Here is a 23,056-nt window from a genome sequence, read left to right as displayed (position 1 = left end):
AGTTACCGATCGGTACACTTTCAGGAGAAACCCCATGTCCCGCCCGCCACTGCCGCCTTTCACATCCGAAACCGCTGCCGCGAAGGTACGGGCCGCCGAAGATGGATGGAACACGCGTGATCCCGGCAGGGTTGCGCTGGCCTACACGCTGGATAGCATTTGGCGGAACCGCGCGGAGTTTCTTCGGGGCAGGGCGGAGATTGAGGCGTTCCTGACGCGGAAGTGGCAACGCGAGCAGGCCTACCGGCTTATCAAGGAACTCTGGGCCTATGACGGCAATCGTATCGCCGTGCGGTTTGCCTATGAATGGCATGACGCCAAAGGGGCGTGGTTCCGGTCTTACGGAAACGAAAACTGGGAGTTTGATGCCGATGGATTGATGGCGACCCGGATCGCCAGCATCAATGACCTTCCCATCGATGAGGCGGATCGAAAATTTCATTGGCCGCAGGGCCGCCGGCCCGACGATCATCCCTGTCTGAGTGACCTTGGCCTCTAGGAGAAGACAATGGCAAAAGCATTCGCAGAACTGGCCTTTACGCCCGAGGTCCGCAAGATCCAGGAGCGGCAGGGCTCGGCAAAGATCAATGACAGGTTTCTTGCCGATGAGGTCACGGGCGGCAACCTTCTTGGACCGCAGGAGACGCAATTCATCACCATGCGCGATGGTTTCTACCAGGCCACCGTGTCCGAGACAGGCTGGCCCTATGTGCAGTTCCGCGGCGGGCCACGCGGTTTTCTCAAGGTGCTCGATGAAAAGACGATCGCCTATGCGGACTTCCGTGGAAACCGCCAATATATCAGCATGGGCAACCTGAGCAGCGACGACCGCATCTCGATGATCCTGGTCGATTATCCGAATTCCGCGCGCCTAAAGATCCTTGGCAGGGCGCGTATGATCGATGCATCGGACGATCCGGACCTGATCGAAAGGCTCCATGACAGCAGCTATCGCGGGAGACCCGAGCGGGCAGTGCTCGTCGAGATTGAGGCGTTCGACTGGAATTGCCCGCAGCATCTGCCGGTGCGCCTTACGATTGAAGAGATGCAGCCGATCCTCGCGCCGCTGCAGGACCAGATGGCTCAACTTAAGGTGGAAAACGAACAGTTGAAGGCCGCCCTTGCATCGAAGGCGTGACGGGCAAAGGGTCGAGGGCGGTCGCCAGCCGACAATAAAGACCAATGTAATTGCGTTGCCGGAAAGGAATTGCCGCCTCTTTTCGCCGGGGCGTTTGCCCGGCTGTTCGGCAAGTCAAGGGCTATCAATCTGAAAAACCCCAAAATTCTTGAGGAAGCGATAGACAGAAGATCACTTTTTTGGCATCGTTGCTTTCAGGGTGGTTTTTTGGGGTGAGAATTCATTTTGATTAAGAGAAGCGTTGGTCCACTTGCATTGGTCCTGTGGCTCGCATTTGCACTTTTACTTTTTGCGTCCGGCTATTTGTTTTTGAATGCATGTGGGTTTGGCTGGGGGTGGCTCAACTATTGCAAGTCACCGGCTCAGGTCGGTTTGCTTGAAATCCAGAAGGAAAACCGGTCGCTGCTGCAGCAGCGCGACAACTGGCTGACGCGGATCAACCAGGCCAAGCAGTGCGAGATCCCCGTGCCGGAAGAAGAGCACGCCGAGCTTGAAGAAGAGCCAGTGCCGGAGGTGGAAGAGGAAGAACTGGCGAATTGCCAGGTGCCGCCGGCGGATGATCTGCTTGTTCTGCTCGATGTCTCGCTCAGCATGGCGTGGGATTACGGGCTGGATCCTGCACTGGTGCAACGTCTGAATGATCTCACCAAGCAATTCCAGCGGGCGGGCCTTTTTGACCAGCAACGGATTTACCAGGAATACCTGCGGACCGAGCAGCGGGCGAAAAACCCCAACAAGCCGGACCGGATCGACATTGCCCGCCGTGCCCTCAACCCGCTGGTCAGAAACCTGCCAGACAATACACGCCTCAAACTCCTGAGCTTTGCGCAATGTAATGTGCGTGTCGCCAACGAGGGTACCTATTCCCGCGGGCAGGCGACCGAGTACGAGGCCGCGTTGCGGCGGCTCAGGCTTCGGGAATCGACCGCGCTGGCCAAGGCCATCGACGAGTTGCCAGGCCAGACCCAAGCCGGGCGGACGCCCGACAGGCCCGTCAACATCGTCATCCTGTCCGACGGCGAAGACAGCTGCAACGGGGATCCCTGCGCGGCGGCGGCGCGACTGAAACAGAAACTGCCTTACGCGAATGTCAGTGTTGTCTCGCTGGCCAAGGCGGCCTCGGCGAATTCCTGCATCGCGCGCGCCACCAATGGCCGCTTCCTTGAGGCGGATGACATCGACGGATTGATGCGCGCGGTGCGGCAGGCGGGCGGGCAGCTCTCGGCCGAGGAATGCCGCGCGATCAACCAGGAAGAAAACCAGAGCGGATCCAGCTCGGAGGGAAAAGATGAGTGACCAATCGACAAATCAAGCGTCGCAGCAGCCTCCCGAAAGTGAAGGCGGCACCGAGGTACGCCGACGCGCGGCGTGGATCGCCCCTGTGGTTGCTGTCACGCTTGCCGCAATCCTCCTCATCGTCCTCTTGATCCCCGGCGTACTGCGTTACCCGGCGGCCCCCGAAGAGGTGGTTGTTGCGGCGCTCAAGGACAGCAATCAGAGCTTGAGGGAAGAGATCCGGCGGCTTGGCACAGTCGAGCGCGAAGGGGTCTGCGTCTACGAGGGGGAGCTTTACCCGCTCGCGGTCGAAGAAGGCGAAGCGGCGCCCGACCCATCCGACAAGATCGACCTTCTGCCGCCAACACCATCGCGCACGAAGCCCGATCCAGAGGCGCTTCCCGAAGAGTCGCAAGCGTCCTTCTCCGGCAGCATGGATGACCTGCTGCGCGGTGGTACTGTCCTGATCCTGCGGATGGAAGAGCAGGGGTTGGGGTCCGGCACCGGGTTCTTCGTCAGCAAGACCCATATCGCCACGAATTCCCATGTGGTCGGTGATGCGTCCGAACTGATCGTGACGAATGACCTGATCGGTAAGCCGCTAAAGGCGCGCGTCGTCTCCAAGTCGCCCGATCCGACGGGAATGCGGTTGCCGCAGCCCGACTTTGCCTTGCTCGAGCTGGAAGCGCCCGTGGCCTCGGCCATCCCGTTAAGCCTCTCTTCCGCGGCGCGGACGCAGGACGTCTATGCCAGTGGCTATCCCGGCTTCTTCGTCCAGGGCGAAGTGGTGGCCTATGCCAAGGCGATTTCGCAAGGCAAGGAGGCGAAGCCGCCCCAGGGCGTTGTGACCAACGGCATCGTGACCACGATCCAGACCGCCCAACGACCCACCGGTGCGCTGGACTTCATTCCGCACACGGCGAGCCTGTCACCGGGCAATAGCGGCGGGCCGCTCGTTGATGTCTGTGGCCGGGTGGTGGGCATCAATACCTTCGTCACGCAGTCTGACGAGGGTGATCTGGTCCTGCACGGGGATTACGCGCTGTCGAGCAAGAACCTTGCCGATTTCCTGACCGCGAACAATGTCGCCCCACCTTTCGTCTCCACCGCGTGTAACGGCGCGACGAAGCTGGCGTCGGAGTAGTCATGGCGCGGCGATTTCTCAGTGAGACAGACAGTTCGGGGTTCCGCGCCCTCGTTGTCGGACAGCATCAGGTCCATGACAGCTGGGATCAGATTCAGGCGTTCCTGAAATCCAAGCTGTCGGACGAACATGCGGCGATCTTTGCGGAGCCCTATCGCGGCAAGGGGTCGATCTCGTGGATGGCCTCGTCGGATGCCGAGCCCCGGCCGTTGAAGGACCTGAACGAAGAGACGCAGGATGCGGTGTCGGAAAAGCTGACATCGCTGATGGGCGATATCACCGCGCTTGCCGATGAGATGGAGGCCAGCAAGGAGCCGCAGCAGCAGCAATGGGCCTCGCTTCTCAAGGAAATCCAGCGGTTGCCTGCGGGCAAGGACCTGTCAGAGATGGTCTATGCCGCCGATGGGCAACCGATCCTTCTGTTGTGGGGGATGCGTGACGAGAACTCCGTCGAACTGAGCGCGTTGTTGAAAGAACGCCGGGTGGTGCCGCAGCAAGTTCAGAAGGCAGCCCCTGTCGCTGCGGCGGCGCCTGTTGCTTCCGGTCCCGTTGCGGGCGGTGCCTGGCCCTTCTGGGTGTGGCTTCTTTGGCTGCTCTTCATCCTGTTGCTGGCCATCATTCTCTGGCTTCTGCTGCGGGCTTGTGCTGCGGGCGTGCCAAGCAGTTTCGGCATCCTCGGCAAGTGCGCCGGACCGACCATCGTGGCCGAGGCGGAGGATGAGCGTGATGAATTGCTGCTCGAACTCGAACGCCTCCGCCGGTTGAGCGCCCAGGCGCCGCAATGCCGGATCGAGTCCAGCAAGGTGCGCGAAGCCAACCGCCGCAATGATGAAGCCGACCCCAACCGGTTTGCGCAGGTTGATCCCGAGGTTGACCCCGCGATTGATCCGGCGGTCGATCCGGACAACGAAACTCCGCTGCCGGACTTCGAGGAAACCGATATCGACCGCGCCCGGGAAGAGGCCGAAGGTCAGCAAGGCGATGTGACCGTGACACTCCTTTGGAATGGCTACAGCGATCTTGACCTGATGGTCGATTGCCCAAGTGGCGGCCGGTTGGTCAAGACCCGGGGGGTCACGACCAAATGTGGCGGTCGGGTCGATGTTGACGCAAACCTCTGCTCGGATCGCAAGCGCGGGACCGCCGGAGCGGTATGCAACCGCTACAGCGCGTCGCCCCGGCAAAACCCCGTCGAGAACGCCTTTTTCCTGACGGATGGCGCAGAGGCGGGGAAATACAAGGTGCTCGTGCGCCACTACGCCTCGTCGCAGGAAGCACCAAATGCCTCAGTCCCCTATGTCCTGCAAATCCGTCGCGGCGATGAACGCCAGCGGTACCAGGGGACGATCCAGCCCGGCAACCTCGACGTCGTCGCCGAATTTTCCGTGATAGAATAAGCAGAAAGCCCGTCCAGTGCTCAAAACCATCATAGATTTCCGCGAAAGTGAAATGGTCAGCCTGATCCCCAATTCGGGGGTTCAGTTCATGGACTTCGCCTTTGCCGAGGCGCAGGTCGAAAGCATGACCCGCCCGGTGACCTTTGTCGAACATGACGCGACCGGGGCCGAGGTGACCATCTATCCCGTCCATATCGACCAGGGTTCCGAGGACAAGACGCGGTTCTATTATCCGCGTGACACGAATGTCATGCAGGAGGTCGATGACGACAACGTCTACAGCGTCAAGGGCACCGATGCGCTGGAGCGGTTCGACAATGAATGGTTGCCGTTTCCGTTCTTTCGCCGGTCTGACAAGGGGTTTGACGAGGGGCCGACCACCTGGTCGCGGATCAAGATCGTCAAGCTGCCGGAGCCGGACGAGAAGGGGCGCGAATACCGCGTCATCATGGCGTTCGACACGCTTCTGACACCGCGCCTGCCGGGGCAGCCCTATACCGCCCCGGAAGAAAACAGCGATGCGACCGACAAGGTCTATTTCGGCTTCTGCGCCGATCACGATCGCAACATTGGTTTCATGAGCCGGGCCTGGGTGTCGAACTGGCTGCGCGAGGCCTATGTGCGCGGTTTGGCGCGGCAAGGCGACAAGCCGATCGAGAAGGTCTCGATCAATCGCCCGGGCGAGCATTGGGCGGCCTACATGACCTTTATTGAGGCGATCAAGACTGCCTGCGAAGTGCCCAGTATCGAACTGGTCGATATCTTTTCGCGCCATGGCCGGGTTGAGCCGGTCGATGTCAGCCTCGTGCTCGACGTCGGCAACAGCCGCATCTGCGGTGTGCTGGTCGAGGACAGCGATTCACAATCCTATGCGGATGTGGCGCAGACCTACCGGCTTGAGCTGCGCGATTTGAGCCGGGTAGAGGAGGTCTATTCCGAACCTTTCGAGAGCCGGATCGAGTTTTCCTCGTCGAATTTCGGATCGGTGCGGCATGCGAGCGATTCCGAGCGCACCAAGCGCGAGGCTTTCTGGTGGCCGAGCCCGGTGCGGATCGGGCCGGAGGCTGCGCGGCTGGCGTCGCTTACCGATGGCACCGAAGGCAGCAGCGGCCTTTCCAGTCCGAAACGCTATCTCTGGGATACGACCGAACGGCCGCAGCCCTGGTCCAACAACAACGCCCATCTCGAAGCGGATGCCGAGCCGCAGGAAATCCGCGGCCCGATCATCTCGCGGCTCACCGAGAGCGGCCAGCTTGTGTCGCGCACGAAAGGCGCGATGCCCGGGCTGATGCGGCGTTATTCGCGGGCGTCGGTTTACATGCTGATGCTGTGCGAACTGCTGATCCATGCGGCGACCCAGGTCAATTCGGTCGATGTCCGGCGCAACCGGGCCAACTCCGGTGCCCCCCGGGCGATCAAGCAGGTGATCCTGACCCTGCCGACGGCCACCCCCTTGGCCGAACAGAAACTGATGCGCGAGCGGATTTCCGAGGCGGTCGATATCGTTTGGGACGTGATGGATTGGGACGACGATGCCGATGGCGGCAGCGTCCTGAGCAAGCCCAGGATCCATCTCGATTGGGACGAGGCGACCTGCACCCACCTCGTCTATCTCTACAACGAAATTCAGGACAAGTTCCGCGGCACGCCACGCGAATTCATCTCGCTTGTGGCGCAATCCCCGCGCAACACCCCCGGTGAAGAGCGGCTCAAGGTGGCCAGTATTGATATCGGCGGCGGGACCACCGACCTGATGATCCTTTCGCATAATATCCAGCCCGGCACCGATACGGTTCTGGCGCCGGAACAGGTCTTCCGCGAAGGGTTCCGCCTTGCCGGGGACGATATGCTCAAGGAAATCGTCGAGCATTACCTGCTGCCCGAGATCAGCACGTGGCTTGGTGAGGTCGGGATCGGTAACCAGACGATGCTGCTGACGCGACTCTTTGGGGGCAATGTTGAAGGCATGGGACAGCGGGAGCGGACGATGCGTGCCCAACTGGTCTCGCAGGTGTTCTCCTCTGCCGCAATAGGCCTTCTCAATTGCTATGAAAAGGGCGAACACGCGCCAGGTGAAAAGCTCCGCCTCGGTGATCTCCTGCTGGAGGATACGGTGGTCGCGGAACCGGCGCTCAAATGGTTCAGCGAGGCGGCGGGGCTTCCGGCGCATTCGGAAACGACCTTGCTCGATGCAACGGTTTCGTTCGATGCCCCCCTGATCGAGCGGTTGATTGACGGTCTCGTGGGGCCGATGATCCGCGATTTGTGCGATCTCGTCCGGTGCCACGACTGCGACACGCTGCTGATTTCCGGCCGGCCGTCGCAATTCCCGATCATCCGCCGGATGATCGAGGCGTCGATGCCGGTGCCGGCCAATCGCATCATCCTCATGGGGCAATACCCGGTGGGTAACTGGTATCCGTTCCGCTCCGATGACCGGCGCATTCGTGATCCCAAGACAACCGCGGTGGTGGGCGCGATGCTGGCCCATATCTGCCAGAAATCGGTGAGTAACCTGACCTTGCGGACCGAGGGGCTCAAGATGCGCTCGACCGCCAAGTTCATCGGGACGATGGAGGCGGAGGGCAAGATCCCCAACGAAAAGATCCTGCTGGAAAACGTCAATCTGGACACGGGTAAAGGCGTCGATGAATTCGCGCTGTCGATGGAAAGCAGCACGTTTATCGGCTTCCGCCAATTGCCGATTGCGCGGTGGCAGGGGTCGCCGCTCTATCACGTGCATTTCGCCGATCCGGACAAACTTGCGCAGATCAAACTGCCGTTGAAGGTCACGTTCGAGCGCAACGACAACACTCGTGAAGGTGAAGAAGAACACGCGATGGAAGATTTCAGGGTCGTATCGGTGGATCAGGCCGATGGTGAGGGCATGTCGCCCAAGGCGGTGGTCTGCCGCCTGCAAACGATGGTGATCGAAAACCAGGCCGAGGCCGGATACTGGCTTGATACGGGCGTGTTGCAGATGGGGGAGAAATAGATGTCGAACCCGGCTTCAAACGAGATGGAGTTGCGCGACAAGGATCGCGCATTGGCGGAACGGTGCAATTCGGCGGCCACCGCCTCTTCGCAAGCGGTTGAATGGCTTGACACCCATCGGGAGCCCAGCCCGCGCATTTCGAACCTGCAAAAGCAGTTGCGCCGTCAGGCCGTCGAGGCACGCCGCCTTGGCACAGCGGCGGCGCGGCCCATGTCCGTGGGCGTGTTCGGCGCCAGCCAGATGGGGAAATCCTTCCTGATCGGCAAGCTGATCCGGCCCAAGGAACGCCCCGTCGATGTGATCTTCGGCACGGGCGACGATGCGGTTCGGCAGGATTTCCTGTCGCAGGTGAACCCGTCCGGTGGGGATGAGACGACGGGCCTCGTGACCCGCTTTTCGCTCAGGTCGTTCGACACGCCGGCGGGCAACCCCGTGGTGCTGCGGATGCTGCGCGAGGTCGATATCCCCAAGATCCTGGCCAACACGTTTCTCTATGACCTCAAAGGGCAGTATCGCATTCAGCCCGACCCCGACGTCGAAACCACCGAGGACCGGTCGCTGACCTCCGAGCGGATCGACACGCTTGCGCAGAAACTCGAACCACTCAAGCAGTCGAAGCCGCAGCCCGGGATGAGCATCGAAGACGTCTACGAGCTTCGGGAATACATCGAAAAGAACCTTGAGGATCATGTACTGAGCCAGGAGACGGCAGAAGGCTACTGGCATATCCTTGAAACCATGGTGCCCTATCTTGATGGGCCGGGCAGGGTGTTGGCGCTCGCGCCGCTCTGGGCAGAACTCGAGGAGTTCAACGACCTCTATTCCAAGCTGAAGGCCGCGCTGGATCAGCTCGGGCATCCCAAGCTGGTCTTTACCGGCCTGAACGCGCTCGCCGACCGGAGCAGGGGGGTTCTGCACGTCAACACGCTGCGCGATCTCGATGCCGAAGGATCGCCCGAGACGCTGGCCGTGGTCTCGGATACCGGGGCCAATGTGACCCTGCCGATGTGCGTGGTGACCGCCCTGACCGCAGAGCTTTGCGTGACGCTGGAATCCGCGCCATGGCCGTTTTTCACCCATACCGACCTGCTCGATTTCCCCGGCGCGCGGTCGCGGGAAAACACGACGGTGCATGAATTCCTGCGCGCGCCCTCCGAACCGATGGCACGGTCGAACTGCTTCCTGCGGGGCAAGGTGGCGGTGCTTTTCGACAATTATGCCGCCGATCTTGACCTGAACGTCATGCTGCTCTGCGCGGGGCCGGAGAATTTCGAGGTCAAGTCGCTGCCGGGGCTCTTGAAGGACTGGATCACGCGAACCCATGGCGAAACGCCCGCCAAGCGGAGCCGGGTCCCCACGGGCCTTTTCTATTGCCTGACCAAGTGTGACACGCTTTTCATCCGCAAGGTCGGGCTTGATGATCCGATCACCGCGCGGTTCGAGAACAACATCGAAGCCTACCCCTGGTGGATCAAGGAATGGGTGCCGGGCAAGACATTCGACAATGTCTTCCTGATCCGGAACCCGGCGATCGAGGATCGGGGTGTTTTCGAGTACGAGCCGAAACCCGATGGGTCGCCCGACGATTTCGTCCCGCCTGAAACCGGGCTGACGGCCGAGTTTCAGCAGTATCTGGACGACAAGTTCAGCAACCAGTTCCTCAATAATGGGATGGTCAAGCAGCATGTCGCGCAGCCGGACAAGAAGCTCGAGGCGCTGCTTGAGCTGAATGACGGCGGTACGTCTCTGCTGGCGGAATCACTGGCGCCGGTCTGTAACCCGGATCTGAAATATGACCAGATCCTGCCACGGGCCGAGACAACAATTGCGATGCTCGGCACCGAGTTGTCGGGCTATTACGAATCCGGCGATCTCGAGAAGCGGCTCGAAGAGCGGACGGCGCGGATTGGCAAACTCATCGCCGCGCTGCGCAAGAAACCCAGTGAAATTGGACCGTTTATCGCCAGTTTCCAGGTGGACGCGTCGCTGATGGAAGCGGCTTATCGCCAGTTCCGTCGCAGCCATATCGAGACACCGCCCGAAGAGGACGTGTTTGACGCGCTCTTTGACGGTGAAGAGGCGGCCGAAACCACCACGACCGAAATCGGCTTTGGCAAGGTCCTTATTGAATGGTGGGCGCGGTTCCTGTCGGAGAAGGTGCCGGACAGCCCGTGGTGTGATCGCCTCGGCGTTGATGAAGAGACCCTGCGCGGTTTCGTCGAAGAGCTGATGATCGGGGCTGAGCGGCAGAACGTGGCCAACGCGCTCGAAACCCGGGTGGACCAGTTCACGACCAACACCATGCGGCTTGATGCGGCGGCGCGGCGGATTTCGATCTTTGCCAGTGCCGTGCTGAACGATCAATTGAACCTGCCGCACGGGCGCAATCCCGAAAACGCGCCGGGCCGGTTCGAGCGCAATGCGTTCCCGCCCGAAGAGCTGCCCGAAGATCCCACGGCGATGCAGCGTCTGCGCCTGACGTACTTCAAGGACTGGATGGATGCGATCCAGGACGTCACCGTCCAGAACGCCAGCTTCGGCGCTGGCGGCACCGTCGATGTCGAGGCGAACTCGGCCATGGGCAAGATCCTGGGCATGTTGGGTTGGGAGGAAGACTGATGGGCAACATTCTCCAGATCCGTAATGTCGATCCGCTGGCGGGGGGCAAGGTCGAAGTTTCCGCCCCGGCACCGGACCTGCCATCGCAGGGCTACACCGCGATCGTCCGGCGCGGCACGCAGAAAAATCCGTTCCTGGGGCCGGATGGCTGGCAGCAGGTGGAACATGCTTTCGTGGCGCTGGAAAGCCGGATCGACGGCGACCGCCTCCTGCTGGTTTTCGGCCCTGACCTTGTCGACAACGCGCTTCGTGACGAGGATGTGGTTGAGCTGATGATCCCGGAACTCTCTGCCAAAGATGTGGTGGTGTGGAATGGGATCACCCGCACGGTCACCCTGTCGGATGTGGAACAGAAGGCCGGACCAGTCACGCGGGATGTGACCGGCGGCGCCGGGGGAGGCGCGGATCAGGTCGAAGAAGAGCCGGAAGAAGAGATAGAGGAACCCGAACCCGATGATGATGCCGGCGATATGGTTTCCGAGCCCGATCCCGAACCAGTTGTGCAAGAGGAGCCGGAGACCAAATCCTCGCTTCGCTGGGTGCTGATCCTGATCCCCATCCTGCTTCTGATCGGGGCGGGCGGTTGGTACTTCTTCGGCATGGAGCAGTCCCCTGACGAAGAACAGGCGCAGGAGACGACCGACGACACGGGCGACGCTGAGGCCGAGGCCGCCACCGAAGATGGGACCGAGGGCGAAGAGGATATCGCGGAGGCTGATGAGACCGAAGAAGCGGTGGCGCCGGACCCTGAGCCAGAGCCTGAACCAGCACCGGAACTCAGCACCTATGAGCAGGGTCTTGCAGCGTTAGAGGACGGTGAGTGCGACGCGGCACGCAACCTGATCTCCCGGGCCATTGGCGAGGGCTCCGGTGAGGCGGCGCTGTTGATGGCCGAACAGCAGGACAGCGTGGGTTTCGAGGCTTGCATGACGGAAACTGCCAACGATATCAGGGCGTTGAGCCATTATGCGATGGCCTGCGAAAAAGGTGTCGAAGGTGCAAAGGAAAAACTTGATCTGCTGGAGGCCGACCTGAAAAAGCGCAGCGACGAAGGCAATGTGACCGCGTCGGAAGTCCTGCGCGTGGCCTTCCCCAAGGCGCGGGAAGCCTGTTCGTAGCGAGGAGACAACCATGAGACCAATTCTGTTCTTGGTAGCCACACTCTGGTTCACGTCCCTTTCGATGGGGGCGGGGGCGCAACCGCTCAAGATCGGCGATACCCAACTCGATCACCGCGTGCTGACGCGGCCGGGTGCCGTTCTCTTCGATCAGCCCGGCGGCACGGCAACAAGCAAGCCGCCGGTCTTCTCATCCTACTATGTGTTCGAGATAAGCGAGGTTGACGACATCACCTGGCTTCGGGTCGGCGCAAAGCTGAGCGGGGCTGAGACCTTCTGGCTGAACGCTGCGAAGTCGGTCGATTGGAAACAGACCATCGTCGTCTCCTTCACCAACCCCGCAGGCCGCCTGCCGTCGCTTTTCTTCGACGGCAAGGAGGCGCTGACCAGCTTCCTCAAGGATGAAGCGATGAGCACCCGCGCGGAGTTGCTGGTGACCAGCATTCGCGGCGGCAACGGCGCGGGAGACAGCAAGGTTCTGTCGGTCGAACCGGCGGAATTTGTGCCGATGACCGAGCAATTTTATCTGCTGCCGATCCTCGAACATGCGGATATTCGGGTCAATCGGCGGCCCAAGGTGATCCTCAAAGTCGCGTCGATCAACCAGAACGAACCCCCGGAACAGGAAGAGACGCCGCAGGGTCCCTTCAATGTCGGCATCGTTTTCGTGATTGATACGTCGACCTCGATGCAGCCCTATATCGACGCCACGCGGGGCGCGATTGAATCCCTCTTGTCCGGCATCCTCGGTGCCGAGAGCGAGGCGGACTTCAGCTTTGGTCTCGTAGGTTTCCGCAGCGATGTCGGGCAGGTGCCTGGTCTGGAGTACCGCTCCAAGGAGTATTTCCCGCTCAACCCCGATTTCGACAAGAACGGCTTCCTCTCGGCCTTGAAGGGTATGAAGGTCACCAGCGTTTCAAGCCATGATTTCGATGAAGACGGCATGAGCGGCCTGACGATGGCGGCAGAATCCGGGGCCTGGGAGGATTTCGGGGGCAAGTACATCATCTACATAAGTGATGCGGGGATGCTCGTCGGGACGGAAAACGGCGCGGGGTCGGATTCAACACCGCAACTGCTTGGCACACGGTTGAGCAAGGATCTTGGGATTGCCACGATGGCGATGTTCCTCAAGACACGGGCAGGCCGGGCCTATCACGACGACTCGATCGCGCAGCTTGAGCAACTGACGTACCAGGAACGCGCCCGGAAATCATATGTCTTTCCGATCGAAAACGGCGACGTAAACGAGTTTGCCGAGCAGGTCAGCATCGTGACCGAAGCCTTGCTCAACCAGGTTAACACCCAGGTCTCGGCAAGTTCCGCCGGTGCACCTGATCCATGTGAGGCCGATCCCGATTCAATCGCCTGCGCGGTCTCGGAGCTGGGTCACGCGATGGAGCTTGAGTGGCTTGGCCGCCAGAACCAGACCCAGGCGCCCGATACCTACGAAGCCTGGGTCGCGGATTTCGCGCTGGATGATCCGCGCCGGATCGCGCTTGCGCCGCGGGTGCTTCTGACCCGGGCGCAGTTGAACGATGTCTATGTCACGCTTCAGGCGGTTGTCGAAGCCTTCTCGGTCAACGAGCAGGAAGATCCGTCCAAGTTCTTCGAAGTCCTCCGGACCGTCATGGCCCGCATCGTGCGCGACCCGTCGACAATCAAGAAACTGCCCGGCAGCAGCGGCGTCGGCGTCACGGAGGTCGAAGAGTTCGACAATCTCGGCCAGTTGCTGGGCGATTATCTGGGCGGATTGCCGTATGAGAGCGATCTGACGCAGATCTCGCCGACGGCCTGGGTCGAAATGGGCGGGAGCGGTCGGTATGAGCAGATCGAAACGATCAAGTCGAAACTGTCGATGTACGAGCTTTACTATGCCGACACCGACAATTGGATCGCGCTGAGCCCCGAAGCCGGTGAGCCGGAGAAGGTTTATCCGATCCCGCTGGAAATGATCCCGTGACCGGCGCGGGGGCGTCGGGATACATTCTTGAGGCCGAAGGGCTCCGCAAGGCGCGCTTCGATGAGGATCGCCGGTTCGAGGTTGCCTTGCCGGAACTTTACCTGCATCCGGGTGACAGGGTCGCCCTTGTCGGGCCAAGCGGCAGCGGCAAATCAACCATCCTGGCCTTGTTGGCAATGGCCACGAACCCCGATGACGGGATTGCCTTCCGGTTGGTGGGCCGCGATGTGCTAAACGCCTGGCGCAGCAACGATCAGAGCCTGCTTAGCCTTCTGCGCGCGCAAAGCGCCACCTATCTGCCGCAACGCGACGGGTTGCTCGAATTCCTGACGATCCGTGAAAACATCCTCTGCAGTGCCGAGCTGGCCGATGCTTTGCCGGTGCAGGAGATCGACCTGCTTGTCGAAATGCTGGATCTGGGCGAGGTGCTTGATGCGATGCCTGCCGGCCTGTCGGGGGGGCAGCGGCAACGTGCGGCGGTGGCCTGCGCGCTGGCGCAACGGCCGGCGCTGATCCTCGCGGATGAGCCGACCGCGGCGCTTGATGCCAAAAACGCCAGCCGCGTGATGGACAGCCTGATTGCCCTGGCGGACCGGTCCGGTGCCGCGATCGTGTTGGCGACGCATCAGTTACACCTGGTCGAGGCGTATCAGTTCAGAGAGATCATGGTGACGGAAACCGGCGAGAAATCCAACCGTACCTCCGTGTTCGAGGCGGCATGATGAAGGCGCCGTTGATCTGCAGACTGGCCTATGCCGATCTCCGCCACGCGCGGGTGGCGACCTGGTGCCAGATCATCGGGCTGGCGGCACTATTGGTCCCGCTCCTCATCATCCTTGGCATCAAAAACGGCTATATTGCCGACCGAACGCAGGCGCTTTTGGAAAATCCGGAGGATCTTCGCATCCAGTTCATCGGGCAGGACAGTTTTTCGGCTGCCTTTGTCGAGGAACTTCGCCAACATCCCGATGTCCGCTACATCGGCGCTCATCCGATCCAACTCGCGGTGCTGTCGGATTTCGCCGTGCCGGTCGATGGCGGGGATCTGGTGCGCAACGTCACGCTCCTGGCCGCCGGGGCAGGGGACCCGTATCTCGGCGGGGGTCTTGCACCGCCCGGTCCTGGCGAAGTGGTGTTGTCGGCGGCCCTGGCAGGGCAACTGGGCGGTCTTGCGCCCGGCGATCCGGTCGAGGCCCTGATGCGGCCCAACGATGACGCCCCGGACGGCGCTTTCCTGACCCTGACCGTGAGTGGCGTTCTGCCCGCCGGCGTCTGGGGCCGGACCGGTGCGCTGATGGAAACGGGTGATCTGTTTCTTCTGCAGGACTGGACCCATGGGGACGTGACGGGGTTCGATCTAAACCCGCTGCGCGCGGATTATCCGGCGCCGGACACATTCCCCCTCGTGCGCCTTTATGCCCGGGATGTCGATGGCGCCTTCCGTCTGGTCGAGGATCTTGCCGCGAAAGGGTACGCATCGGGCGCATCGCTGGACAAGGCCGCTGACCTGGTCTCGCTGCGCAGCGCGCTCGATAGCGGGTTCAATACCGTCGCGGGTGTCGGCCTGCTCGGCGTGACCGCCACCTTTGCCGCAAGCCTTTGGGCCGCGATCAGCCGCAACCGCCGTCCGATAAGCCTGCTGCGCGCCGGGGGGCTGAGCCGCAAACGCGCCTTCCTGCTCCCAATCACCCAGGCGGCAGTCATCGGTGTCGCCGGATGGCTTTTGTCGATTGTCTTTTACGCCTTGCTGACCGGTCTCCTCGACCTGGCCCTGGCCAGCACATTCCGGGTCGAAGAATCCCTGGCCCGCCTGTCCCCGGTGGAAATTTTCGCCAGCGCGGGGGCGACGCTCGTTGTCGCGACGCTCGCGTCGCTCGGTGCCGCTTTTGCGATCACGTCCATTACACCAGAAGAGGGTTTTCTTGATGTTCGTTAGACAAGCGTTTCGCGCAGCGGCACTTGCTGCCTTTCTGCCCGGTCTGGCCTTGGCGCAGGACCGGTGGGACGAGATCTATTGGAACCCGGTCCCGATGGAAGAGGACGTGACCCTGCCGATGCCTTGTGGCGGTGCGATGACTTTTCGCAAGGTCAGCACCCCGGCGGTGGATAACTGGCTGGCGGACGAAGAAGTGCAGATGGGCAATTCCGACATCTCCGGGCAGGAGCATTCGGAATCCATTGTCACACGGTCTCTTGTCGGCGGATTGACCAAATCCAGCGCCGCCAAGCGGTATTACCTGATCGGCAAATACGAGGTCACCTGGGAGCAATGGCAGTCGGTGATGGGCGACACCTGCCCAACCCCCGCCGATGAGATCGCCGAACCCGCGCAGGAAATGAGCTGGTTTGACGCCCAGGAATTCACTGCCAAATATACGGCCTGGCTGTACGAGAACGCCAAGGACGAGCTCGAAGCGGCAGCGGGTCCCCAGGCTTTCGTGCGCCTGCCGACCGAGGAAGAGTGGGAATTCGCCGCCCGGGGCGGCTTGCAGGTAACCAAGGCGGAGCGCCGCAAGAAGCTCTTCCCGATGGACGGGCCGATGCTCGATTATGTCTGGTTTGCGGGTTTCAAGTCATGTGATGGCGCGGCGCAGTCGGTGGGATTGCTGCAAGCCAACCCCCTTGGGCTTTTCGACATTCTCGGGAATGTGCAGGAATACACGATGGCGCTCTATCAGCTCCGAAAGCGCGAACATGCCCATGGCCAGATCGGCGGCGCAACGGCCCGTGGCGGAAGCTGCCTGACCTCTGAGAACCGCGTGCGGACCGCCGCCCGTGACGAGGTGAGCCTGTTTGATCCCGACACGGGACTTCCGGCGGGCAAACCTTACACCGGTTTGCGGGTCGTCTTTGGCTCCCCGATCCTGAAAGATCAGAAACGGATCACCGATATCAACAGCAGTTGGCACGACCTTGGGGAAACCCGTGTCGCGCTGGATCCGGGGGATGACCCGATCGAGGCGTTGGCCAAGATTGCCGCGGCTGAAAAGGACGAGGATGTTCAGGCGGCGCTTCTCGATGCCAAAGCAACCTTCGAGACCGAGATGGAGCGACGCAATGTCATCGAAAGCCGGAGCGCGCGTACGATCCTGCAGGGCGGATTTTTTGCCATCCGATCATTCATCGTCACCTATGACGAAGGGGTCAGGCTTGATGATGTGATTGCCGCCGGGGCCGCGAACGATGACCTGATCGCGTACCGAACAAGGCTGGGTGAACGCCTTAGCATCACCAAGGACATCTTCCTCAACGCGCTTGTCCATGCGGCGGGCGATTTCGACGAAGCAACCCTGGCCGACGCATTGGAGATCGTGCGCGAGGAAAACGATGCGAGGCTTGCGGAAATGTCCGAGAAAACCAGGAACACGACCGACGAAATGCAGTTGATGTTTGCGGATTTCGTGAAAGAATATCGATCAAAGTCCGACACCGATCCGCAGGTGTTTTTTGATCAATTGGAAGCATATCATGCAAGGCTTACCGGCCGGGAATGAGTTTTGAAAATCAAAGGTAACAAGGAGGAAGTAACGATGTTTGGAATGAGGGGATTATTTGGGGTGTTCGCCATTGTGGCGATGCTGGCCGGATGTGTGGAAACCACCGGTGGCGGGCCGAGCCTGGCGACGAAGGGCAATTTGAGCCCGGAGGCCATCCGGCTGCTGAGCCAGTCCGAAAAACTGATTTCGCTGGAGCAGGAACAACGCGCGGCCGCTCGCCGGCAAGCCAACTTCGCCTTGCAGGGCGGTCTGATTGGAGGCGGCGTTGGGGCGCTAGGCGGTTACTTCGGGTGTCGGCTCGCAGATTGCAACGACAAGCAGACCGCCGTGGCAACCGTGGGCGCGGGCGCTGCGGGCGCCGCTTATGGTGCCAAGAAGGGCAAGGAGCAGGCCAAGCGTCAAAATGCTGCGGCCCAGGCTGAAAATGCGCTCAAGCGTCGGATCAGGATCTCAGCCAACCAGTTGACAACCGCCCGCTCGGCCCGTCAGAAGGCGCAGCGCGTCGCGCAGTACCATCAGCGCAAGCTCTCAAGCCTGAAGCGTGAGGTCAAAGCCGGTCGTGCGACCAAAGAGCAATTGCAACTGGCCCGTGCCGATGCCCGCGCCGACGCACAACAGCTCCGCAAGGCGTCCAACGCCATGAAGAGCAGCTCGGCATCGCTCTCGCAGAAGGGGTCGAAACAGTCCAACCAACTGGCAAGCCGCAAGAACCAGATCACCAACGAACAAAATGCGACGACCAAGAGCTATAACGCGCTTGTGGACTCCATTTCCCGTTCGGCACTCTGATCATGTGAAAGGACAAGATCATGAAAGTAGGAGTATCCTTGGGGCTGATCGGGGCCATGTCGCTGACCGCGTGCATGGACGCCGGTTCCTGTGACCCGAACCAGGTGAACAATGTCCTGTCCTCGGCCATGTGCAGCAGCGGCGGGCATTTCGAGACGCGCCAACAGAACCTGAAACTGAACCAGGCGACCATCGCCAAGGAAGTGGAGCGGGAGCGCATCGCGATCAGCCGGGCGAATTCACGGATCAGAGACCTGCAAGCGGCGCAGCGGCTGTCATCAGGTCAGGTGTCGTCGATCAACCGCGAGATCAACGCGCTGAACTCGGACGTAAACCGCCTGTCCCGCACCAGCGATCCGCAACAGGCGGCAGCATTACGCGCCCGGATCAAGCAACGCAAAGCGGCGATCAACTCATTTGCGAATGTTGTCGTGATCTGAATTTGGATTGCCCCCAGTTGGCTGGTCCAATTGGGGGCAAAAACCTGGACCTGCGGTGGCGGTCAGCGCATCGTTTCTCGAATTGCCTGGCGTCACTTTCCGGATGTTTGGCGCGGTCCAAGGCATTGCAGGTCATCTGACGTGGCTTTTTTGACAAGACACTTACCACCTTGCCAACTGTGACAAGGTATCAATACGGGGGTTTTTAAATGCGACGTAGTTCATATCTGGCCATTTTTCTGAGCTTTTGCCTTAGCTTGCCTGCGTTTTCGCAGGTTGCCGGTAACCGGCTCGGCGCTTGCCCGGAAAAGCTGGTGTTTTCAGAAGTACAACAGGAGATGATCGCTTATTTTTCTGTTCTGGGTAAAGACGTGGAGCGACGTCACTTCGCGACAAGGAATTCACCGAACCTTGTCGCGCCGGCAATGTCTTGTACCAAACACATCGCGTATGCCGTCTGCACCGACAGGCTTCTGGAAAATTTCATCGGCTTTGATGGCGGAGATGTCGTGGCCATGGGAGCGGGGGCCATTGCATTGGGAAGCAACGGCAAACCAAGTCTCCTCGGTGCTACCCTCGGAAAGATGGCCAAGAGTACTTTCGGGGTCGCGAAGGCAGGAATATGCCAGCAGACCCTTGAGGAGCGCATTCAACCGGCCGCAAAAAAGGTATTCGGTAACCAGGCCTTGAACCTGGATGCCCGGGATGCCGAATATGTACGCCAATACATCCGAAATGCGGCGTCCACCGGTGTGATTTCTTATGAAGATGCACAACAAATGATGGAGTTCGGTAAAGGTGTACACGCGTTTATGCAGGCCTACTGAGGGCAGGTTGTGAGGCGTTTTGAAATACCGGGGTCTTCAAACGGTGTTATCCAGGTGGCTTATCTCCAGGGGCAATCTTTGATGGAGCGGAATTCAACGCGCGGGGTCATGTTCAACTTTCGATATCTCTCCGGCAGGCGGCGCGTTCGTCGTTGGATGGCCCTCTTTTTTCTTGGTGTAAGTTTGACCGGCTGTGCCGCGCCGGGGCAGCCTCCAATGGTCAACCGTTCAGCTTCGAGCCTTGATACGCTTCCGGATTGCAAGAATGTCTCGTCCAACACCCGGATGCCGCAGTTCGTGACCGAGTTCTATCTCACGACCTGGGGATCGGCGGCGCGGGAAGGCGCGATCCTTGGCGTGCGGGAGGGGTTGAGTGAAGGCGGCGGTGTCGGGTTGATTGCCCTGGCCCGGATGGAGAGGCCCGACCGGATCAAGGGTTCTCCTGCAATCTGGCGCACGAGCCCGCCAAAACCGTTCTGCATGCGCATTGCGGCGCCGAGGGGTCGGGTGGAACGGGCGCTCCGGTCGAGTTTCGGAGAATTGCGTGCCTATGGTTATCGCGCGTCAAGATCCGGTGAGATCAGCAAGACCAGCTTTGTTCAGCGGTCCCACAAGGCCGCGGCATGGATGGACCGGTTTGCGGGGTACACCTATGCGCTGCCCGAAGGCAGTACAGCGGTCGTCGTCCAGCGCGACGTGCTGATTTCGCGCCAGGGCAACCCCTATGTTCAGGCTGACAGCGTCGGGCAGTTGGAAACCTGGATCATGACCCGTACCCGGCAGAAATCCCTGCGTTAGGTTAGCCCTCGTTGAACAACCCTACAGGTTCAATGAGCTGTCAGCGGTCCCGGCGCCATCCTTGCTGCCTTTCGCTTTTGCTGTCGCCATCCATGACTTGGGGCCATTCGACAATTGAAGACCATGTAAAAGCCAGCCATTCTTGCTTTCGCGATGCCAATCTGGCGTTGCCGCTCCAGAGATCATACCCTTGTAAGCGGTGAGCGCTAAGCGCCAGGATTCAACAGGAACACCTTTTCGTGTGGGATAATGTGGCGGAGAGACAGGGATTCGAACCCTGGGTAGGCTTGCACCCACAACGGTTTTCGAGACCGCCCCGTTCGACCACTCCGGCACCTCTCCGCGGGGGTCTTGCGGGGCGTTTAATAAGCTTTGGAAACAGAGACAAGGGGTTTTGCATTGTTTGGCCCCAGAATTTTCCTAGGTATAAGGGGTGAGGAAAACAATGAGGGCCGATTTGCCATGACGTTCACTTTCCGCCAATTCCATCGGCCGTTCCTGCTCGGGGCCACGCTTCTATGCATGATGGCGTTCAGCATCGCGCCTGCATCTGCTGCGGATCGCGCACGGTTGGAGACCTTCCTTGAAGTGACCGGTTTTGACGTGGCGTTGGAGAGCATTGCGCTTTCGGCGAAGGATGCGCCGTCGATGTTGGGCATGGCGGCGGATGATTTCGGCGCCGATTGGTCGCACACGGCCGATGAGGTTTTCGAGACCGACGGGATGCGGGAAACCGCGCTTGATATCCTGTCGCACACGCTTGATGACGCGCTCCTGACCCATGCGGTTGACTTCTATGCCTCGGATCTTGGGCAACGTCTGGTCGAGATCGAGAACCTTGCCCATATGGACGAAGACAACGAGCGCCGGATGGCAGAGGGCACGAAGATCGTCGAAGAGGGCGGTGAACGGTTGGAATACCTTCAGCGGATGAACGACGCGATCGACAGCGCCGGCACAGCGGTGAAGGGCCTGCATGAGATCCAGTTCCGCTTCCTCATGGCCGCATCGAATGCCGGTGTTCTGGAAAACGAGATCGACGCGGATGCGCTGCGGGCGCTTTTGAAGGAATCTGAAGAAGAATTGCGCGAGGATCTGAAGGCGTCGGGGCTTGTTTCCGCGGCCTATACCTATCGCGACATGTCCGATGACGACCTCCTGGCTTATGCCGAGGCGCTGGAGCATCCGGATATGAAACAGGTTTATGTGCTGATGAATGCCGTCCAGTACGAGATCATGGCCAACCGGTTCGAGGTTCTGGCGGATCGGCTGGCGGATCTGTCGCCGGGTCTGGAACTTTGATCCATCTCCTGCGGCGGGGATGCGCCGCGTTCGGCCTGTTCACCGCGCTCGCGGTCCCCGCCATTGCGGAACCCGATGACGATATCGACCGGCTGATCACGCTGCTGCGCTTTGAAGAAACCGTCGAGATCATGCATCTTGAAGGGCTGCGATATGGCGGGGAGGTCGGACGTCAATTGATCCCTGATGTGGATGAGGCAGGGTGGGCCGAGGATGTGGCGCGGCTTTACGATACGGAAAACATGTTCGCCGTGGTGAGCAACGATTTCCGGGAGGAACTGCAAGGTGCGGATATTGGGCCCGTGGTGGACTATTTTGCATCCGTCGAGGGGCAGGAGGTCATCGCATCCGAACTGGCGGCGCGGCGGGTTTTCCTCGATGCGGCGGCCGAGGACGCGGCAATGGCGCGATTTCAGACGCTTGAGGAAGACGACCCCGACCTGTCGGCACAGATCGCCGAGCTGATTGATGACAGCGACCTGATCGAGTTCAACGTGATGGGGACGCTCAACGCGAGCCTGATGTTCTATCGCGGCTTGCGCGACGGCGGGGCCTATGACGCGACAGAGGACGAGATCTTCGCCGATGTCTGGTCGCAGGAGGACGACACGCGGCAGTCCTCGGCGGAATGGCTCGGGGCGTTTCTGATGGTGGCTTATGAACCACTCGATCCGGCGCAGTTGGCGGCTTATGCCGCGCTTTACCGCACGGCTGAGGGGCGGGAGGTGAACAGGGCGATTTTCGCGTCCTTCGATCGCATGTATGAAGAGATTTCCTACCTGATGGGCCGGGCGATTGGCGATCAACTCAGGAGCACCCCACTTTGAGGACCTGAGCGGTCGCATTGATTGTCCTGAGGTCCGCCAAGACAGGGCTTGACTTGCACCCGATTTGCCTTGATAAGCGCGCATCTCGGCAGGGGTGGTCCCTGTCCGGGTTATGGAAATATCGCTCGGAAGGGCGCGCTGTTCAAGGTGGCCAAGAGGCCGAAACGCCCCGAAAAGGGGGACCGGCGGACGCGAAAATGTGAAGGAAAAGCAAATGTTTGCGGTCCTCAAGACCGGTGGCAAGCAATACAAGGTGTCCTCGGGTGACATGCTTCGTGTTGAGAAACTTGCAGCGGATGCCGGTGAGAAAGTTCAATTCAACGAGATTCTGATGCTGGGCGGTGACAAGCCGGTTGTCGGCGCACCCCTCGTGGACGGTGCCGCGGTTCAGGCCGAGGTCGTTGACCAGATCAAGGGTGACAAGGTCATCCATTTCGTGAAGCGTCGCCGTAAGCACGGCAGCCAGCGCACGAAGGGCCATCGTCAGCAACTGACCGTTCTGCGCGTGACCGACATCCTTGAAAAGGGTGCCGACAAGTCGGGCGTCAAAGCCGCGATGGGTGCCGGTTCGGTGTCTGCCGCTGCGGTATCGACGGCACCGGCCAAGAAGGCCGCGCCGAAGAAGGCAGAAGCCAAGGCTGAGCCCAAGAAAGCCGCGCCGAAGAAAGAGGCCGCCAAGAAGGAAGCCCCGAAGAAAGCCGCCAAGGCTGACAAGGGCGCGGACGATCTCAAGCAGCTGAGCGGCGTTGGCCCGGCGCTTGAGAAGAAACTGCTTGAAGCGGGCGTCACAACATTCGCCCAGATCGCAGCATGGACGGAAGACGACGTAGCTGCTATGGACGAGAAACTGTCGTTCAAAGGCCGGATCGAGCGTGAAGGCTGGATCGCACAGGCCAAAGAACTGGCTAAAGGCTAAGGAGAGACGAG

General features: G+C 60.5%; 19 protein-coding genes and 1 tRNA gene. 19 read left to right on the top strand and 1 reads right to left on the bottom strand.

Features of this window, described 5'->3' with window-relative positions; genetic code table 11:
- The first annotated feature begins 34 nt into the window (after positions 1-34).
- The 16 genes from RBB29_RS14795 (at position 35) to RBB29_RS14720 (ending at position 20,000) form a co-directional block, all read left to right on the top strand.
- The gene (locus tag RBB29_RS14795; protein ID WP_306114448.1) at positions 35-499 is read left to right on the top strand and encodes a nuclear transport factor 2 family protein; all 465 of its coding nucleotides are present in this window, start codon (positions 35-37) and stop codon (positions 497-499) included.
- A gap of 9 nt (positions 500-508) precedes the next feature.
- Positions 509-1,138, top strand: a complete 630-nt coding sequence (locus RBB29_RS14790; RefSeq protein ID WP_306114447.1) for a pyridoxamine 5'-phosphate oxidase family protein — start codon at positions 509-511, stop codon at positions 1,136-1,138.
- A gap of 372 nt (positions 1,139-1,510) precedes the next feature.
- Entirely contained in the window at positions 1,511-2,434 is a 924-nt protein-coding gene (locus tag RBB29_RS14785; RefSeq protein ID WP_306114446.1) for a VWA domain-containing protein, read from the top strand.
- On the top strand, positions 2,427-3,557 hold the full coding sequence (locus RBB29_RS14780; protein WP_306114445.1) for a S1C family serine protease: 1,131 nt from the start codon (positions 2,427-2,429) through the stop codon (positions 3,555-3,557). The genes RBB29_RS14785 and RBB29_RS14780 overlap by 8 nt, the downstream gene beginning before the upstream one ends.
- Before the next feature lie 2 nt (positions 3,558-3,559).
- Positions 3,560-4,954: a hypothetical protein gene (locus RBB29_RS14775; protein ID WP_306114444.1), complete on the top strand. Its 1,395-nt coding sequence runs from the start codon at positions 3,560-3,562 to the stop codon at positions 4,952-4,954.
- A 16-nt stretch (positions 4,955-4,970) separates the two neighbouring features.
- Positions 4,971-7,949, top strand: a complete 2,979-nt coding sequence (locus RBB29_RS14770) for a virulence factor SrfB (RefSeq protein WP_306114443.1) — start codon at positions 4,971-4,973, stop codon at positions 7,947-7,949.
- Positions 7,950-10,568, top strand: a complete 2,619-nt coding sequence (locus RBB29_RS14765) for a virulence factor SrfC family protein (RefSeq protein WP_306114442.1) — start codon at positions 7,950-7,952, stop codon at positions 10,566-10,568. It begins immediately after the preceding gene.
- Complete coding sequence (locus RBB29_RS14760; protein WP_306114441.1) at positions 10,568-11,686, top strand: hypothetical protein; 1,119 nt, start codon at positions 10,568-10,570, stop codon at positions 11,684-11,686. The genes RBB29_RS14765 and RBB29_RS14760 overlap by 1 nt, the downstream gene beginning before the upstream one ends.
- Positions 11,687-11,699: 13 nt before the next feature.
- Positions 11,700-13,649 carry a vWA domain-containing protein gene (locus RBB29_RS14755; RefSeq protein WP_306114440.1) on the top strand — a complete coding sequence of 650 codons (1,950 nt, stop codon included), beginning with the start codon at positions 11,700-11,702 and terminating at the stop codon, positions 13,647-13,649.
- Entirely contained in the window at positions 13,646-14,371 is a 726-nt protein-coding gene (locus RBB29_RS14750; RefSeq protein ID WP_306114439.1) for an ABC transporter ATP-binding protein, read from the top strand. Before RBB29_RS14755 ends, RBB29_RS14750 begins: the two co-directional genes overlap by 4 nt.
- Complete coding sequence (locus RBB29_RS14745) at positions 14,368-15,585, top strand: ABC transporter permease (protein WP_306121170.1); 1,218 nt, start codon at positions 14,368-14,370, stop codon at positions 15,583-15,585. Before RBB29_RS14750 ends, RBB29_RS14745 begins: the two co-directional genes overlap by 4 nt.
- On the top strand, positions 15,575-17,143 hold the full coding sequence (locus RBB29_RS14740; RefSeq protein ID WP_306114437.1) for an SUMF1/EgtB/PvdO family nonheme iron enzyme: 1,569 nt from the start codon (positions 15,575-15,577) through the stop codon (positions 17,141-17,143). Before RBB29_RS14745 ends, RBB29_RS14740 begins: the two co-directional genes overlap by 11 nt.
- Positions 17,144-17,146: 3 nt before the next feature.
- Positions 17,147-17,935, top strand: coding sequence for a hypothetical protein (locus tag RBB29_RS14735; RefSeq protein ID WP_306114436.1), 789 nt, complete (start codon positions 17,147-17,149; stop codon positions 17,933-17,935).
- 20 nt (positions 17,936-17,955) lie between these two features.
- Complete coding sequence (locus RBB29_RS14730; RefSeq protein ID WP_306114435.1) at positions 17,956-18,375, top strand: hypothetical protein; 420 nt, start codon at positions 17,956-17,958, stop codon at positions 18,373-18,375.
- Between the two features lie 209 nt (positions 18,376-18,584).
- Positions 18,585-19,202: a hypothetical protein gene (locus tag RBB29_RS14725; RefSeq protein WP_306114434.1), complete on the top strand. Its 618-nt coding sequence runs from the start codon at positions 18,585-18,587 to the stop codon at positions 19,200-19,202.
- Positions 19,203-19,418: 216 nt separating this feature from the next.
- Entirely contained in the window at positions 19,419-20,000 is a 582-nt protein-coding gene (locus tag RBB29_RS14720; RefSeq protein ID WP_306114433.1) for a hypothetical protein, read from the top strand.
- Positions 20,001-20,252: 252 nt separating this feature from the next.
- Here the strand turns inward: RBB29_RS14720 and RBB29_RS14715 are convergent.
- A tRNA-Ser gene (locus tag RBB29_RS14715) sits at positions 20,253-20,342 on the bottom strand.
- A gap of 120 nt (positions 20,343-20,462) precedes the next feature.
- On the opposite strand from RBB29_RS14715, the gene RBB29_RS14710 reads away from it, so the two are divergent.
- The 3 genes from RBB29_RS14710 (at position 20,463) to RBB29_RS14700 (ending at position 23,045) form a co-directional block, all read left to right on the top strand.
- Positions 20,463-21,302: a DUF2059 domain-containing protein gene (locus tag RBB29_RS14710; RefSeq protein WP_306114432.1), complete on the top strand. Its 840-nt coding sequence runs from the start codon at positions 20,463-20,465 to the stop codon at positions 21,300-21,302.
- Positions 21,299-22,129, top strand: coding sequence for a DUF2059 domain-containing protein (locus RBB29_RS14705; protein WP_306114431.1), 831 nt, complete (start codon positions 21,299-21,301; stop codon positions 22,127-22,129). The genes RBB29_RS14710 and RBB29_RS14705 overlap by 4 nt, the downstream gene beginning before the upstream one ends.
- A 214-nt stretch (positions 22,130-22,343) precedes the next feature.
- Positions 22,344-23,045, top strand: a complete 702-nt coding sequence (locus tag RBB29_RS14700) for a 50S ribosomal protein L21 (RefSeq protein WP_306114430.1) — start codon at positions 22,344-22,346, stop codon at positions 23,043-23,045.
- Positions 23,046-23,056 lie beyond the last annotated feature (11 nt).

It is taken from the genome of Roseovarius sp. MMSF_3359 (genome assembly GCF_030733385.1).
Classification (GTDB): Bacteria; Pseudomonadota; Alphaproteobacteria; order Rhodobacterales; family Rhodobacteraceae; genus Roseovarius.
The sequence above is the reverse complement of the archived record's forward strand: the minus strand, read 5'-3'. Positions and strand labels throughout refer to the sequence as shown.

Coding starts and splice junctions, on each gene's coding strand:
- RBB29_RS14720 (WP_306114433.1), top strand. CDS start 19,419: ATGGTCAACCGTTCAGCTTCGAGCCTTGATACGCTTCCGGATTGCAAG.
- RBB29_RS14765 (WP_306114442.1), top strand. CDS start 7,950: ATGTCGAACCCGGCTTCAAACGAGATGGAGTTGCGCGACAAGGATCGC.
- RBB29_RS14780 (WP_306114445.1), top strand. CDS start 2,427: ATGAGTGACCAATCGACAAATCAAGCGTCGCAGCAGCCTCCCGAAAGT.
- RBB29_RS14745 (WP_306121170.1), top strand. CDS start 14,368: ATGATGAAGGCGCCGTTGATCTGCAGACTGGCCTATGCCGATCTCCGC.
- RBB29_RS14755 (WP_306114440.1), top strand. CDS start 11,700: ATGAGACCAATTCTGTTCTTGGTAGCCACACTCTGGTTCACGTCCCTT.
- RBB29_RS14740 (WP_306114437.1), top strand. CDS start 15,575: ATGTTCGTTAGACAAGCGTTTCGCGCAGCGGCACTTGCTGCCTTTCTG.
- RBB29_RS14790 (WP_306114447.1), top strand. CDS start 509: ATGGCAAAAGCATTCGCAGAACTGGCCTTTACGCCCGAGGTCCGCAAG.
- RBB29_RS14700 (WP_306114430.1), top strand. CDS start 22,344: ATGTTTGCGGTCCTCAAGACCGGTGGCAAGCAATACAAGGTGTCCTCG.
- RBB29_RS14760 (WP_306114441.1), top strand. CDS start 10,568: ATGGGCAACATTCTCCAGATCCGTAATGTCGATCCGCTGGCGGGGGGC.
- RBB29_RS14710 (WP_306114432.1), top strand. CDS start 20,463: ATGACGTTCACTTTCCGCCAATTCCATCGGCCGTTCCTGCTCGGGGCC.
- RBB29_RS14730 (WP_306114435.1), top strand. CDS start 17,956: ATGAAAGTAGGAGTATCCTTGGGGCTGATCGGGGCCATGTCGCTGACC.
- RBB29_RS14795 (WP_306114448.1), top strand. CDS start 35: ATGTCCCGCCCGCCACTGCCGCCTTTCACATCCGAAACCGCTGCCGCG.
- RBB29_RS14775 (WP_306114444.1), top strand. CDS start 3,560: ATGGCGCGGCGATTTCTCAGTGAGACAGACAGTTCGGGGTTCCGCGCC.
- RBB29_RS14725 (WP_306114434.1), top strand. CDS start 18,585: ATGCGACGTAGTTCATATCTGGCCATTTTTCTGAGCTTTTGCCTTAGC.